Origin of the sequence: Rudanella lutea DSM 19387, assembly GCF_000383955.1 — a bacterium.
GTDB lineage: Bacteria > Bacteroidota > Bacteroidia > Cytophagales > Spirosomataceae > Rudanella > Rudanella lutea.
In genome coordinates, this window is record NZ_KB913013.1 from 3,434,565 (window position 1) to 3,448,187 (window position 13,623).

At 52.2% G+C, this 13,623-nt stretch carries 12 protein-coding genes; 5 read left to right on the top strand and 7 right to left on the bottom strand.

Annotated elements, in window-relative coordinates:
* Positions 1–12: 12 nt before the first annotated feature.
* The 3 genes from RUDLU_RS0114115 to hemA all read right to left on the bottom strand — a co-directional run bounded on the left by RUDLU_RS0114115 (position 13) and on the right by hemA (position 2,586).
* A complete protein-coding gene (locus RUDLU_RS0114115; protein WP_019989039.1) occupies positions 13–570 on the bottom strand; it encodes a YqgE/AlgH family protein in 558 nt (185 codons plus the stop codon).
* 67 nt (positions 571–637) lie between these two features.
* Complete coding sequence (locus RUDLU_RS0114120) at positions 638–1,234, bottom strand: DUF4230 domain-containing protein (RefSeq protein ID WP_019989040.1); 597 nt, start codon at positions 1,232–1,234, stop codon at positions 638–640.
* A 74-nt stretch (positions 1,235–1,308) separates the two neighbouring features.
* On the bottom strand, positions 1,309–2,586 hold the full coding sequence (gene hemA / locus RUDLU_RS0114125) for a glutamyl-tRNA reductase (protein ID WP_027303060.1): 1,278 nt from the start codon (positions 2,584–2,586) through the stop codon (positions 1,309–1,311).
* A gap of 308 nt (positions 2,587–2,894) precedes the next feature.
* Here hemA and RUDLU_RS0114130 point away from each other — a divergent pair, with 308 nt between their 5' ends.
* Positions 2,895–4,085, top strand: a complete 1,191-nt coding sequence (locus RUDLU_RS0114130; protein ID WP_019989042.1) for a sensor histidine kinase — start codon at positions 2,895–2,897, stop codon at positions 4,083–4,085.
* An 81-nt stretch (positions 4,086–4,166) separates the two neighbouring features.
* Here the strand turns inward: RUDLU_RS0114130 and RUDLU_RS0114135 are convergent, their stop codons facing one another.
* Positions 4,167–4,721, bottom strand: coding sequence for a hypothetical protein (locus RUDLU_RS0114135; protein WP_019989043.1), 555 nt, complete (start codon positions 4,719–4,721; stop codon positions 4,167–4,169).
* Between the two features lie 41 nt (positions 4,722–4,762).
* Here RUDLU_RS0114135 and RUDLU_RS0114140 point away from each other — a divergent pair, with 41 nt between their 5' ends.
* Positions 4,763–5,830: a hypothetical protein gene (locus tag RUDLU_RS0114140; protein ID WP_019989044.1), complete on the top strand. Its 1,068-nt coding sequence runs from the start codon at positions 4,763–4,765 to the stop codon at positions 5,828–5,830.
* 87 nt (positions 5,831–5,917) lie between these two features.
* Here RUDLU_RS0114140 and RUDLU_RS0114145 read toward each other — a convergent pair whose 3' ends face one another.
* Positions 5,918–7,069 carry a sigma-54-dependent transcriptional regulator gene (locus RUDLU_RS0114145; protein WP_019989045.1) on the bottom strand — a complete coding sequence of 384 codons (1,152 nt, stop codon included), beginning with the start codon at positions 7,067–7,069 and terminating at the stop codon, positions 5,918–5,920.
* A gap of 600 nt (positions 7,070–7,669) precedes the next feature.
* Between RUDLU_RS0114145 and lolA1 the strand changes: the two genes are divergently transcribed.
* From lolA1 to RUDLU_RS0114160, 3 genes are all read left to right on the top strand, one after another.
* On the top strand, positions 7,670–8,299 hold the full coding sequence (lolA1, locus tag RUDLU_RS0114150; protein ID WP_027303061.1) for an outer membrane lipoprotein periplasmic chaperone LolA1: 630 nt from the start codon (positions 7,670–7,672) through the stop codon (positions 8,297–8,299).
* Between the two features lie 215 nt (positions 8,300–8,514).
* The gene (locus tag RUDLU_RS0114155; protein ID WP_027303062.1) at positions 8,515–11,523 is read left to right on the top strand and encodes a SusC/RagA family TonB-linked outer membrane protein; all 3,009 of its coding nucleotides are present in this window, start codon (positions 8,515–8,517) and stop codon (positions 11,521–11,523) included.
* Positions 11,524–11,560: 37 nt separating this feature from the next.
* Positions 11,561–12,889, top strand: a complete 1,329-nt coding sequence (locus RUDLU_RS0114160; RefSeq protein WP_019989048.1) for a RagB/SusD family nutrient uptake outer membrane protein — start codon at positions 11,561–11,563, stop codon at positions 12,887–12,889.
* A gap of 78 nt (positions 12,890–12,967) precedes the next feature.
* Here RUDLU_RS0114160 and RUDLU_RS0114165 read toward each other — a convergent pair whose 3' ends face one another.
* Together RUDLU_RS0114165 and RUDLU_RS0114170 are read right to left on the bottom strand one after the other, a co-directional pair.
* Positions 12,968–13,390 carry a putative toxin-antitoxin system toxin component, PIN family gene (locus RUDLU_RS0114165; RefSeq protein WP_019989049.1) on the bottom strand — a complete coding sequence of 141 codons (423 nt, stop codon included), beginning with the start codon at positions 13,388–13,390 and terminating at the stop codon, positions 12,968–12,970.
* Positions 13,372–13,578 carry a hypothetical protein gene (locus RUDLU_RS0114170; protein WP_019989050.1) on the bottom strand — a complete coding sequence of 69 codons (207 nt, stop codon included), beginning with the start codon at positions 13,576–13,578 and terminating at the stop codon, positions 13,372–13,374. The genes RUDLU_RS0114165 and RUDLU_RS0114170 overlap by 19 nt, the downstream gene beginning before the upstream one ends.
* Positions 13,579–13,623: the final 45 nt, after the last annotated feature.

The window sequence follows — 13,623 nt, forward strand, 5'->3', positions numbered from 1 at the left end:
GGTTAAAAAAAGTTAATTCAAACGCGGATCAACCGGGTAGTTGGCCATTGCTTTGAACTCGCCCCCCATGCTTTTCAGGATTCCGCGCCAAAACTGGTCGGCGGGGGTGTCGAAAAGGAAGGTGGCTTCGCTGCGGGCAATGATCCAGGCTTTCTCGGCCAACTCGCCCTCCAGTTGCCCTTCGCCCCAGCCCGAATACCCCACAAAGAAGCGAATATCGGTTTCGGGCAGGGTACCAATGTTGATGGCCTGTTTCACCTGCTCAAAATCACCACTCCAGAACAGGCCTTCGCCAACCCGAATAGAACCGTCGATAAGGTCGGGTCGGCGGTGCAGGTAATGTAAGGTGTTTTGCTGAACCGGTCCGCCCAGAAAAAGGGGGTATTCGGCGTACACATCGTCGATTACGTCGCTCAGGTTCAGGTTGGTTGTCTGATTCAACACCAGACCAAACGTACCTTCATCGCTATGCTCGCATACCAGTACCACGCTCCGCTCGAAGTTGGAGTCGCCCAGAAAGGGCTCGGCAATCAGCAGGCTACCATTGGTGACAGTTGATATCTTTTTCATGGCTTGGACGGTTCAATGAGTAATGTACAGAAAAGCCGGGCATGCGGTTTGAATCACCAACGAAAATTTACCGAGTGAGCGTATCTGTATATCGTAGAACAACGGGCTTACCCGCTACTTTTTCGAGCATCGGCCGGAGAATTTTGTCGGCATTCTGGCGGGTTTGCGCAAGTAAGCCACTTTTTAGGGCCGCCTGCCGAATTTGGGCTTCTGCCTTTTGGTAGGCTCCATCTACCAGAGCCGACTCATCCAGAAACCCGTACTCGGTATCGTACACCTTCGACTGATCGTGGTTGATTTTCCAGTTGCACAGTTCAGGTTGCGGCAAATGCACCACTACGGTGTCGCCGGTTTCTATGTCGGCGGCTGTCAGACGGGTGAGGTCAAGGCAGCCGGTAGCTTCGCCCTGTACAATTAGTACGGCGCGGGCGTTGGGAAGCATGGTACGGGGTTGGCTGTGTTCCACAATGTCTTTAAATGTGTAACGAACCAGTTCCAGCTTCCCCAGCGCTGTAACCTCTTTCAGTACTACGCCACTGAGGTTCTGGTTTCCTCGGGCGAATCGGGCAAAAAGAGGTAATGGCCTCAAAAACTCCCAAAGCGTGAGTAAGCCGACAACCAGCAGGGCAACCACAAGAAAGCGGGCGAATGGACGGTAGAGCATAAAATAGGTGGTTAATAAAAAACCCGAACCGGTAACGGATCGGGTTCTGTATAACAAACAACGTTTGTCTACTATTAATTGCGGGGGGCGTCGGCGGGTTGCTGCTCCAGATTAAACAAATCGTTGAGCACATCGATGAGCGTTTCGGCTTCGCCCCGTTTGCAGGCGGCTTTAAGCTGCAACACCGGCAGTTTAATGATTTTCTGCATAATGCCCCGCGTAATCTTGTCTACTTTGTCCGACTCTTCGGGGGTCATGTTTTTTAGATACCGACCTACTTCTTCGCGCCGAATCTGCTCCAGAGCATTTTTCAGCTTGTTAATCGTGGGCGATACCATCATCTCCTTCGACCAGTCGCCAAACTCAACCACAGCCTGCGCCACAATGGCTTCGACCTGCGGAATAGAAGCCACCCGGCGGTTCAGGGCTTCGTCGGCCCGGTTCCGAATATGGTCGATGTTGTACAGTAGTACACCCGGAATCTGCTCAATACCAGCATCTACGCTGCGTGGCACCGAGAGGTCAATAAAATATTTGTAGGTCAGTACCGAAATACCTTTCAGCAGCTCGGGAGTAAACAGAGGCTCGTCGCGCTGCACCGATGAAATGATCACATCGGCCCGTTCGAGTTCGGCGGTGAGCTGATCAAAATCGGCCAGCTGAAAACCGTACTGTGTAGCCAGGGCTTCGGCCTTCGAGCGGGTACGGTTGCAGAGGGTGATGTTCTTAAGGTCGCGGTCGGCGAGGTTCTTACAAACGTCGGTACCAATCTCGCCCAGACCAACCACCAGAATGCGGGGTTGGGCCTGATGCCCCACCAGCTCGTCGATCAGGTCGACGGCGGCATACGAAACCGACGCGGCTCCGTCGCGGAACGAGGTCTCCTGCGCAACCCGCTTGTTGGTGAAGAAGACCGTGTGCATGAGCCGGTGCAGAAATGGCCCGGCCATATCCATATCAGCCGACCATTGATAGGCTTGCTTTACCTGATTCGGGATCTGCATGTCGCCCACTACCTGCGAATGCAAGCCAACGCAAACCTCGAAAAGGTGGCGAACGGCCGTCAGATGATCGTCAAAAAACTGGAAATAAGGCAGGTAAGCCTCGGTATCGGTCAGTCCTTTCTCAATCAGGACCAGTTGGGCAATTTCACGGTTCAGGTCCTGCCCAAAGGTATAATACACCTCTGTTCGGTTGCAGGTCGAAACCACCAGAAGCTCCGTTAGACCAAAAAAGTCGCGCAGGCGGAACATAAGCCGCTTGGCCTCTTCTTCGTTGAGTGCAATTAGCTCGCGTACCGACAAAGGAGCGGTTTTGTGGGACAGGCTAATTGATTTAAAATTATCGAACATACCTCAGAATCACTTCACCACACAAAATTACACCATGATTATGGGACGATAAACACGTCGGGACTCTATGCTTGTTATTTAGAATCTATTTAAACAAGCTGCCAGATTCTGGCTAATATCCTATTTCCAGACAGAACAATTGATCTGTGACCCACGTTCGTTTTTTACCAGAATCTAATGTGCTTTATCAGAATAGCGTTTTCAAACGTACGCACAAGGTTGCACCAAATCCTTGATTTTCGGGTAAAGGTGCTAAAATGCCCGGCCCAGTCGTTACTATTGCCTGTTGAAGTGTTTTTAAAAGATCCATGCTGAAGTCATTCGATATTTACAGCCAGAATAATATACTGAAGATCATTGTGGCGCTTAACCTACTGCTGGTGGGGTCGGGGGCTTTGATTTTCATCAACCGGATTATCAATAAGCTGGAAGATCGGGAAGAGCAGTATGTGCAGCTGTACGCCCGGGCACTTGGCTACGTACAAACCGCCGATGTCAATACCGACGTAAACTTTATTGTGCAGGAAGTTTTGGTGGCCAACAAAACGATACCGGCTATCTACGTTAACGAGCAGAATGAGCCAGCCTATAAATTGAACATTGACATTCCGCAAGACCTCTCCCCTGATGAGACGAAACAGTTTTTGCGGCAGCAAATCCTTGAGATGCGTACGAATCATTCGCCCATTCGGGTGGATCTGCGGGACGGCGACTTTGGTTTGGTATATTACAATAACTCAACCCTGATCCGGCAACTCCGCTATTTTCCGTATGCTCTGATTGCCATTCTGACGGCACTGGGTCTGTTGGCGTATCTGTCGTTCAGTTCGTCGCGCCGGGCTGAGCAAAATCGGGTTTGGGTTGGGCTGGCCAAAGAAACGGCTCACCAACTGGGCACGCCCCTGTCGTCATTGATGGCCTGGGTGGAGTACATGCGCTCTGATCCCGAGCACTACGAGGAGTCGGTGACAGACGAGATTGAGAAAGATGTGCAGCGTTTGAACACGATTACGGCTCGGTTCTCGAGCATTGGCTCCATTCCGACGCTGAAAGAGGAAAACCTGAACGAGGTGGTGACGCACTTCACCGATTATCTGGCCCGCCGAATATCGACCAAGGTAAAAATGACCGTTGAGAGTAATTTGCCGCCTACACAGGTGGTGCGTATCAACCGCTTGCTGTTTGAGTGGGTAATCGAAAACATCTGCAAAAATGCGGTGGATGCCATGGCGGGAGTGGGCGAGCTGCGGCTCCGAATGATTCCGCTCCATAACGACGAAGTCGCGATCGACATCAGCGACACGGGTAAGGGCATTTCAAAAGCGAATCTTCAGAAGGTGTTTGCCCCTGGCTACAGCACCAAAAAGCGGGGGTGGGGGCTGGGGCTGACGTTGGCCAAGCGTATTGTGGAAGAATACCACAATGGCCGCCTTTTTGTCAAAAGCTCCGAAGTCGGCAAAGGCACTACGTTCAGAATTGTACTGAATAAGGAAACATGAAAAGAGGAAAAAGGAGAAAAAGGGCGAAGGCCTGCCGTACGAGTTACCTTTCTCCCTTTTTCTTTCTCTTTTTCCTTCCCCTCATCGGGCCAAAATAGGTACCCGGATGGTGTCGGTTTCGATGGTGTTGCTTACGCGCAGGGCCCGGTCGCGAATCCGAATCTGAAACTTCACGGGTAGTATCTGGGCGTTGCGGGTGTAGAAGAACACCTGCCGCAAATCGAGGGTCCCTTCGATAGCGCCCCGCTGCCCCTCACGCGTCAGACGCGGAAAAAGCAAAAACCGGTTTTCAGGGAGGTCGAAGGCCTCAAATCGGCCATTTACAAACCGAAAGGTCTTTATTTCGTAGTTGCCCCAACCGTCTTTGTAGCGTTCGGCTACCACGGCTGAATCAGCTTTGTTGCGGGGGGTATTCTCTCCCAGGTCGCCATCGCCATCCGTAAATTTCACCGAGATAATGATCGAGTCGCGCTCACCACCACCCACAACGGGGCGGGCAGGCAACCGGCGAAACGGGCTCAGCCCAAAGTATTCAATTTTGGGCGTTTCGTCGAAATCAGGTTCGTTCCAGCATGAGGTCAGAATGAGTGAGAGCCCGAAGAGCAGGATAGCGCCGTGAATTAGTTGCCGTTGCATGGTGTTGTAAAATCGTAACAGAAGCTAATGTAGTTTTTCGCTTGCAAAATTTACTCTACTGTCTTTCGCCGGAGTGGGCTCGCATTCGGGCGAACCTCCGACAGCGTATTCTAACCGTCGATGCCGAGTCGTTTGAGTCTCTGGCGCTCGACGTGTTTCGGTATCAGGCAGCCCTCAATCCAACGTACCGGGCGTTTCTGAACGCCCTCCGGGTCGAGGTCGATGAGGTTCAGCAACTGGCTCAGGTGCCGTTTATGCCCATCGGTTTTTTCAAACACCACGCCATTGTATCGGCGGAGTGGCTTAGTCCGGCGGTCCTTGAGTCGGCCGTGTGCTTTGCCAGCAGCGGAACCACCGGAGCAACCACAAGCCACCATTACCTCTTCGATGAGCCGTTGTACGATCAGGTAAGTCGGCAGATCTTCGAAGCTACGTACGGCCCGCTGACCAACGTCCATATTCTGGCGCTGTTACCGTCTTACCTTGAACGAAATAACTCGTCGCTGGTGTATATGGTTCGACAGTTTATCGAGCAAACCGGGTCGGCTGAATCGGGTTTTTATCTGCATGACACCGACGGGCTAACCCGCCGGATCAGGCATCTGCTCGATACCTCTTCCCGCACCATTCTTCTGATGGGCGTCACCTTTGCTCTGCTCGACTGGGTGGAGTCGGCAACGAACTTAGCATTTATTGGTGAAAGTAAGCGTGTATTAATCATGGAAACCGGCGGCATGAAAGGCCGTCGGCGCGAAATGCTCCGGGAAGAGGTACATGAAATCCTGACTGACCGGCTCCAAACGCCCCGTATTCATTCGGAGTACGGCATGACCGAGCTATTGTCGCAGGGTTATTCTACGGGCGAGGGGGTATTCAGGCCGGGGGCTACCATGCAAATTCGGTTACGTGATATCAACGACCCGTTTACGATTTTTCCGGCTGATTATACCCGTACGGGCGGTATCAATGTCATTGATCTGGCTAATCTGGACTCCTGTAGTTTTATCGAAACGCAGGATTTAGGCCAAAACGGCCCAGAGCCGGGTACGTTCCGGGTCATGGGCCGTTTTGATAATTCCGACGTGCGGGGGTGTAATTTGATGGTATAAAAGTAAGGAGAATGGATAAAGGAGGAAAGGGAGAAGGAAGACCGCGACAGCCCCCTTCTCCCTTTCCTCCTTTATCCATTCCCCTTCTTATGCGTACAACGCTACATCTTCGCCGGTGATGGTGTCTCCGCACATGATCACCAGACGCTCAATCACGTTGCGTAGCTCGCGCACGTTACCCGTCCAGGGGAGAGATTCCAGCTGCCGGAGGGCGTCGGGGCTAAGTTCTTTAACGGGAGCACCGTATTCGGAGGCAATGTCCTGCAAGAATTTATCGGCCAGCAAACCAATGTCTTCTTTGCGCTCAGCCAGGGCAGGCACATGAATCACGATAACGCTCAGGCGGTGGAACAAGTCTTCCCGGAAGTTTCCTTCGGCAATTTCCCGACGGAGGTCTTTGTTCGTAGCGGCAATCACCCGAACGTTGACCCGGATTTCTTTGTCGCCACCCACGCGGGTAATTTTATTTTCCTGCAGAGCCCGCAGTACTTTGGCCTGAGCTGACAGACTCATGTCGCCAATTTCGTCGAGGAATAGCGTACCGCCGTCGGCCTGCTCAAATTTACCAACGCGCTTGGCCATAGCGCCGGTGAAGGCTCCTTTTTCATGGCCAAACAATTCGCTTTCAATGAGTTCGCTTGGAATAGCGGCACAGTTTACCTCCACGAGCGGCATATTGGCGCGGTTGCCTTTCTCATGAATTTGCTTGGCCACCATCTCTTTACCGGAGCCGTTGGGCCCCGTTACAAGCACACGCGCTTCGGTAGCGGCCACGCGGTTGATGGTCTCTTTAACCTTCCGGATCGGGGGCGAGTCACCAACAATCTCGTTTAGTTTGTAGATACGTTTGCGGAGGGTTTTGGTTTCCTGCGCCATCTTCGACCGTTCGAGGGCGTTGCGCACCGTAACGAGCAGCCGGTTCAGATCGGGTGGTTTGGTAATGAAATCGAAGGCGCCCCGTTTGGTGGCTTCTACGGCATTTTCGACGTTGCCAAAGGCCGATACCATGACAAATTGCGTTCCTTTGCCGGCTTCACCTACTTTCAGGAGCAGCTCCAGACCGTCAATCTTGGGCATCTTAATATCGCAGAGCGCTACGTCATAATTCGACCTCAGAATCATGTCCAGGCCTTCTTCGCCGTCTTTGGCTTCTTCTACATCGTACCCTTCGTATTCAAGAATATCGCGCAAGGCTGCACGGATGCTCTTCTCGTCATCAATGATGATGATTTTAGCCATAGTAGCGGAATAACTTAGTCAACTGCGGCTGGGATGTCAGCGCGTAAATCGGACGAATGTAAGAGAAAAGGCCCTCAGTTTGCAAGTAGAGCTTCTTTTTTTTGAGACAAAAAGTAAGAATGTCATTACAGTTATAAATACCCGGTTGAGTGTTTGCGGTTGACAAGTAGAAAAGCGATAAAATGGGGATATGGCCTTAATGAGGGCAAAATTAACCCGTGCGTAAGCCCTGAGGCTTTGGTATCCTGTCGCCGATTTCCGTATTAGATACGGAAATGGCATGTTCAGGGGTGTGCCGGAGACCAGCCTGTTCGGGCATTGTAGGGGGATTTAGGAAGTTTGCCGATGGCTGTAATCCGGCCGTTTTGCGGTCGTATGGTTGGATCTGTATTCTACGAAAACTTATACTGAGCTTAAACACGAGCTTCCGGCTTTGAGACTGAATGTGGCACGGTGATGAAGCCAACCACCGATGACCAACAACCAGGCATGCTCCAGACAGAATTATACGGTGCGTTAAACTTTTTGGAGGGTAAGTCTGTCTAACTGAAAACAGATTGCCAATTTTGCGGGCAATTTTATTAATCCGAAACGATAAGAATGAGAAAAGCACTCATGGCGTTGGTGGCTGTTATGCTGACGTTGCCAGCCTTAGCCCAGAAAGATAAGCGTGCCGGAGACATCCTGGATGCGATGAGTAAAAAATACAAAACGTACAAAACGTATCAGGCCACTTTTTCCTTCACCAGCGACGGAGCAGCTCCCCTCAAAGGCGACCTGACGGTGAAAGACCAGAAATTTCGTCTCAAGCTTGGCGGGCAAGAGGTGTTCAACGATGGCAAAACCATGTCGACGTACATCAAAGAGTCAAACGAGGTGAACGTGCAGGACTACGATGGTAGTGCCAATAACGATTTCAACCCGAGCCGGATTTATTCGATTTATAAGAAAGGCTTCAACTACCGTTTTGTGGGTGACCAGAAACTGGCCGGAAAACCGGTTGAAGTTGTTGAATTGACGCCCGAGAAGAAAAATACGCAGGTTTCGAAGGTACAAATCAGCGTTGATAAGGCCGATAAGTCGATTCGGAGCTGGCAAATTACCGATAAGGCTGGCAAGCGAACTACCTATTCAATCAGTAAGTTCACGCCCAATGTGGGCATTACTGATGCCTATTTTGTATTTGATAAGGCTAAGTACCCCGGCGTTGAAGTAGTTGACTTACGCTAGTACAGGATACCGCTTACCAAATTGTACAAAAGAGAACCTGTCTGTAGGTTCTCTTTTTTTATGCTCATTTATAAGTAGTTGACAGGAAAAAATACCAAAAATTATATTCGAAGATGACCCTCAAAAAGGTGTTTGTAGGGATAATATACTAAAAGAGAAAATAATATTTGTACATTACGCCCAATTCTTTACCTAAAATATTGTGAATTACAATTATGAGGAAACATCTATTGAGTCTAATTCTGCTGTCGGGAATAACGATGGCTACGGCCTGGGCGCAGTCTCGGACCTTATCGGGCGTAGTCCGAGACGCCAATGGTCAGCCAATACCGGGGGCTAACATCGTGATCCGGGGTACAAATCGCGGAGCTACCACCGATGCGCAGGGGCGCTACACCTTATCCGACGTACCCGCTACGGGTCGGGTTCAGATTTCAAGCATCGGCTTTTTATCGAAAGAGCAGGACTTGGGCAACGGGCAAACGTCTCTGGATGTAAGTTTGGTTGAGGATGTCGCCAATCTGGAAGAGGTGGTGGTGTCGGGTCTGGCTACCAACGTAAAACGCTCGAATCTGGCCAATGCCGTAACCCTGCTCGATAGCAAGGCCCTGACCGGAACCACAACGCCAACAACCACCGACGGTGCCTTTCAGGGTAAAATTGCAGGGGCCAACATCGTTGCCAACTCGTCGGTGCCGGGAGGTGGTTTCAACCTACAATTCCGGGGCGTGTCTACACTGGGTGCCTCGGCTTCGCAGCCCCTGTTTATTGTCGATGGGGTGTATATCGACAACGGGCAATATTCCAACGGACGTTCGGCGGCCAATAAAGCGGCCGCCGGTTCGGCCGCGAGTACGCAGGATAACAACGCCAACCGCCTGGCCGACCTGAACCCCGACGATATCGAGACGGTGGAGGTACTGAAAGGCTCGTCGGCGGCAGCTATCTACGGTACCCGCGCCAATGCCGGGGTAGTGATTATCACCACCAAGCGGGGCAAAGGCGGCAAAACGACGGTTTCGTTCGGGCAGGACGTGGGCATCAGTAAAGCCATGAGTTTTTACGGTGGTGCCGACTGGACGGAAGACAAACTGACCAACTATTTCGATAAATCGGAGATTCCGCTCCTGCGCGCGGCCAAGGCCAATGGTACCTATACCGATTGGGAGCGGGTTGTGTTTGGCGGTACCGGGCAAATCACCAATACGCGGCTGGGCATCACGGGCGGTAACGAGCGCACGAAGTTCTATGTGAACGGAAGTATGCAGAATGAAAAAGGAATCATTAAAAATACCGGTTTCAAGCGCTACTCAATCCGGGCTAATATTGACCATAAACTGTCGAGTTGGCTCGATTTTGGGGTAAACTCCAACTACATCGTGAGCGACAACGATCGGGGCTGGACCGGTAACGACAACTCCTATATCAACTACGGGTACTCGCTGCCTTATACCAAACCCTACATTAACCTCTACCCCGATGCCAACGGCCGCTATCCCGACAACGGGTCGGGCGTGGGTGAGAACCCACTGGCTGTGCGCGACCGGGCCATCAACAACCAGAAAAACAACCGGGTGCTTCAGGGCTTCACGGTAAACGCCCGGGCGATCAACAACGAGCGGTCATCACTGACGTTCCGGATCAATGGTGGTCTGGATTATCAAAACGGGTACGCCCTGATCTGGCTGCCGTCGGATCTGCAATCGCAGCGGGCCGAGGCTAACCCCGGTTTCGCGCAGGATACCCGTACCGAAGTGTTCAACTCCAATGTGCAGCTGTCGGCCATTTACACGCAATCGCTGATGGACGGCCGCCTGAACCTGACAAGCTCGGCGGGCGCTGTTCGGCTAACGAAATACCTGCGGTCCAACTTCGTACGCGGTACGGGTCTGCCGGCAGGCGTATCGAACCCGTCGCGGGGTAAAGTGATCGACGGATTTGTTGATTATCAACGTAATACCGACGTTGGTTTGTTTGCCCAGCAAGATGCCAACTTCGAAGATAAAGTGATTGGTTCGGTAGGTATTCGTTTCGATAAATCGACGCTCAATGCCGACTTCGACAAGTTTTATGCCTTTCCACGGGCTTCGCTCGCCGTCAATGCCGCTCGCTTTGGCGACTGGGCTGGTAGCGCCGTGAGCCAGATGAAGTTCCGGGTGGCCTACGGGGCTACGGCCGGTTTGCCTACGTTTGGTACCACCTATTCGCAGCTTACCGTAAGCGGTGTGGGCGGTCTGGGGGGCCTAGTGCCCTCGACAATCCTGGGGAACTCGAGCATCAAGCCGGAGCGGGCTACTGAGCTGGAGTACGGTCTGGATTTCGGTCTGTTCAACGGCCGCGTAACGGGTGAGCTGACCCTGTATAACAAGAAGGTATTTGACCTGATTCAGCCCCTGACCACTGCCCCAACTACCGGGGTAACCTCGACACAAATCAACGCAGCCGATCTGACCAACCGAGGGCTTGAACTGACACTTGGTGCCGATGTGGTGCGTAGCTCAAATTTCAGCTGGTTTGTACAGCCTATTTTCTGGTACAACCGCTCAAAAATTACCCGACTGGCTATTCCCGAGCGTTTGACGGGTGGCTTTGGCGCTACGTTTGGCCAATGGCGGGTAAAAGAGGGCTTCTCGCCCACGCAGATTGTGGGTCAGCCCCGCACCGACCCGAACGACCCACGCTCATGGACGGTGTATGGCGATCAGCAGCCGAAGTACGAACTGTCATTGATGAACCGGATCACGTTCCTCAAACACTTCGAATTCTCGGCCCTGCTCAACTATCGGCACCGGTTTACGGTGGTGTCGCTGTCGCGCGTGCTCTGGGATGAAGGCGGCAATACGTACGACTGGAACGAAACCGACGACATTGGTAATGACGGCAAAACGCCCAACGGCATGTATCGTCAGAACGTGAATGGCCTCGGCGACAATGGCGACCCGAAGCCCGGCTATAACCCCGACGTGTACAGCTTCCTGAAACTGCGTGAGGTTGCTCTGTACTATCGTGTGCCCTCGGCAACGCTCAAGAGTGTGTTTGGCAATGCGGTAAGTAATGTTCGGTTTGGGGTTTCCGGGAATCATTTACTCCGCTGGACCAACTACACGGCTGGCTACGACCCTGAAAACTCAAACTTTGGTTCGCTCGCGCTGGGTGGCGGGGTCGACCTGGGTTCGTCGCCCGCGGTGCGCCGGATGATGTTCCACATTGCTGTTGATTTTTAAGGCCTTTGTCAAACCGAGACATTCAAAGAGATTCATTATGAAAAAACATACACAAATTCTGCTTACCACGCTGCTGGTAGGTGGTTTTACGGCCTGTAACCCGTTGCAGACCGAAGAGGTGATTGACCCGAATTACCCTAGTGTAGGGGCTGTTACCAACAACGCTACCAAAGCCCAGCTTGATGGGCTCTCGATCGGGCAAGTTTCAATTGCCCGCGATGGTATCCAGACCTACCTCTGGGTACTGGGTACGCTGGGCAAAGAGCTGTTTAACTTCAACGGTACCGAGTCGCGCTGGATGACGGAACTGAACGGGTTGCGGCCTATCGATAACTCGGCTTTTTACAATGGGGCAACTACGGCGTTTGGCCTGCCCGTACGTCAGGCAAACATTACGCTGGCGGCTGTTAATAACACTAACTCGGTAACCGACCGTGAGAAAAACGGCTACCGGGGGCTTGCCAACACGTTTAAGGGATTGGCCTACCTGTACATGCTCAATGCGCAGGGCTCCAACGGCGTTCGCCTGAATGTGGAAGACCCCTTTAAGCCGAGCAAGCCTGCCAGCTATGCCGAGTCGCTGACGGGTATTGCGAAAATTCTGGACGAGGGTGCTGCCCAGCTCGATCAGGCGGGGGCTACGTTCCCGTACACGTTGCCCTCCGGGTACGCGGGTTTCGATACTCCGGCGGCTTTTAAGCGGTTCAACCGGGCCATTGCGTTGCGGGTTGCCATTTACCAGGCCGATTGGGCAAAGGCAGCTACCTTGCTCCCCCAAACGTTTTACAATGCTACCGGCGACCTGAACGCCGGGCCGCGGCATACGTTCAATGCCACGCCCCCCGACCGGGCCAATCCGTTGCTGAACACGGCATCGAGCCAGATTGTGGGCGTTCAGCAGGTGTTTGATGCGGCCGAGGCCAATGACAAGCGGCTAAGCAAGGTACGTAAGTTAGCCACTCCGCTCACGTATACCTCTGGGGTTACGTATGGCACGCCCTACCTGACAAACATGTATGCCAGTGCCAACGATGCTGTGCCTATTATTCGGAACGAGGAGCTGATCCTGATTGCAGCCGAAATTGCGGCTCAGCAAGGTAACGCGGCCGAAGCTACCCGCCACCTGAACATTGTACGGACGGCAGCGGGCCTGCCTGCCTACGCCGGTGCCACCACGCGCGACGCCCTTATCAACGCTGTTCTGAAAGAGCGTCAGTATTCGCTGTTTTACGAAGGACATCGGTGGGTCGATATGCGCCGGTACAACAAGCTGGGTGAGATTGTGTTGCCCGTGGCCGGTATGAAAGTGCTGGAGCGTCTGGAGCGCCCCGTTGCCGAAGTGAACTGGGATGTATTTAATCCGTAGCAATACCCAATCAACAAAAATGCCCCGTCGATTTCCCGGCGGGGCATTTTTATTATGTGATTTCAGACGAGAGTTAAGTCAGACTGAGAGAAGCTGGGCTAACTGCTGGATGGTTAACACGTTTATCTGTGGAAATTCACGCTGCTTAAGAACATCATAGTGCTTGTCATTCGAGACTAAATAGTGTGCATTTGCCGCAAAAGCACAGTCTACAAATTTGTTATCGTCAGGGTCTTCTGGAATTAAATTCATTCGAAACGAAGGCTCGATTCTCTGAACATTAGGTAGCTCCAAAAGCGTACGACAAACATCACTGGCAACGTCAGGATGCCATTTTTTGCCGATTATTTCAGCGTATTCATCCAGAATTTCAGTGGTTACGGCCAAATCAAAATGGCCGCTTAGAATACCTCTGTAAAGCCAGTGAAATACTGAACGGTCAGATATGGAAACAAGCAATACATTGGTGTCCACAACCAATGTTAGTCTTTCTCCAGCCATTGAAGCATGTCATCGTTTGTCAGGCCGCGTTCGTCCCAAATCTGATTGGCGCGTTTGATGGAACGCTCCGCATAGAAGTTTGCCAGTAATTGCTTCAGATCCAACAAGTCTGATTCGGACAGATCGGTCGCGTACAGCCGCAGTAGCTCAGTCTGAACATTCGATAGCGGTAGGGTAAGCTGATTCATTGGTAATGGATAGTCGTTAACTACATGAACCACATACAACGCTTA

Excerpts from the sequence above, each read along its gene's own strand:
- RUDLU_RS0114115 (WP_019989039.1), bottom strand. The coding sequence starts at position 570 with ATGAAAAAGATATCAACTGTCACCAATGGTAGCCTGCTGATTGCCGAG.
- RUDLU_RS0114170 (WP_019989050.1), bottom strand. The coding sequence starts at position 13,578 with ATGAATCAGCTTACCCTACCGCTATCGAATGTTCAGACTGAGCTACTG.
- hemA (WP_027303060.1), bottom strand. The coding sequence starts at position 2,586 with ATGTTCGATAATTTTAAATCAATTAGCCTGTCCCACAAAACCGCTCCT.
- RUDLU_RS0114145 (WP_019989045.1), bottom strand. The coding sequence starts at position 7,069 with ATGGCTAAAATCATCATCATTGATGACGAGAAGAGCATCCGTGCAGCC.
- RUDLU_RS0114135 (WP_019989043.1), bottom strand. The coding sequence starts at position 4,721 with ATGCAACGGCAACTAATTCACGGCGCTATCCTGCTCTTCGGGCTCTCA.
- lolA1 (WP_027303061.1), top strand. The coding sequence starts at position 7,670 with ATGAGAAAAGCACTCATGGCGTTGGTGGCTGTTATGCTGACGTTGCCA.
- RUDLU_RS0114165 (WP_019989049.1), bottom strand. The coding sequence starts at position 13,390 with ATGGCTGGAGAAAGACTAACATTGGTTGTGGACACCAATGTATTGCTT.
- RUDLU_RS0114160 (WP_019989048.1), top strand. The coding sequence starts at position 11,561 with ATGAAAAAACATACACAAATTCTGCTTACCACGCTGCTGGTAGGTGGT.
- RUDLU_RS0114130 (WP_019989042.1), top strand. The coding sequence starts at position 2,895 with ATGCTGAAGTCATTCGATATTTACAGCCAGAATAATATACTGAAGATC.
- RUDLU_RS0114120 (WP_019989040.1), bottom strand. The coding sequence starts at position 1,234 with ATGCTCTACCGTCCATTCGCCCGCTTTCTTGTGGTTGCCCTGCTGGTT.
- RUDLU_RS0114155 (WP_027303062.1), top strand. The coding sequence starts at position 8,515 with ATGAGGAAACATCTATTGAGTCTAATTCTGCTGTCGGGAATAACGATG.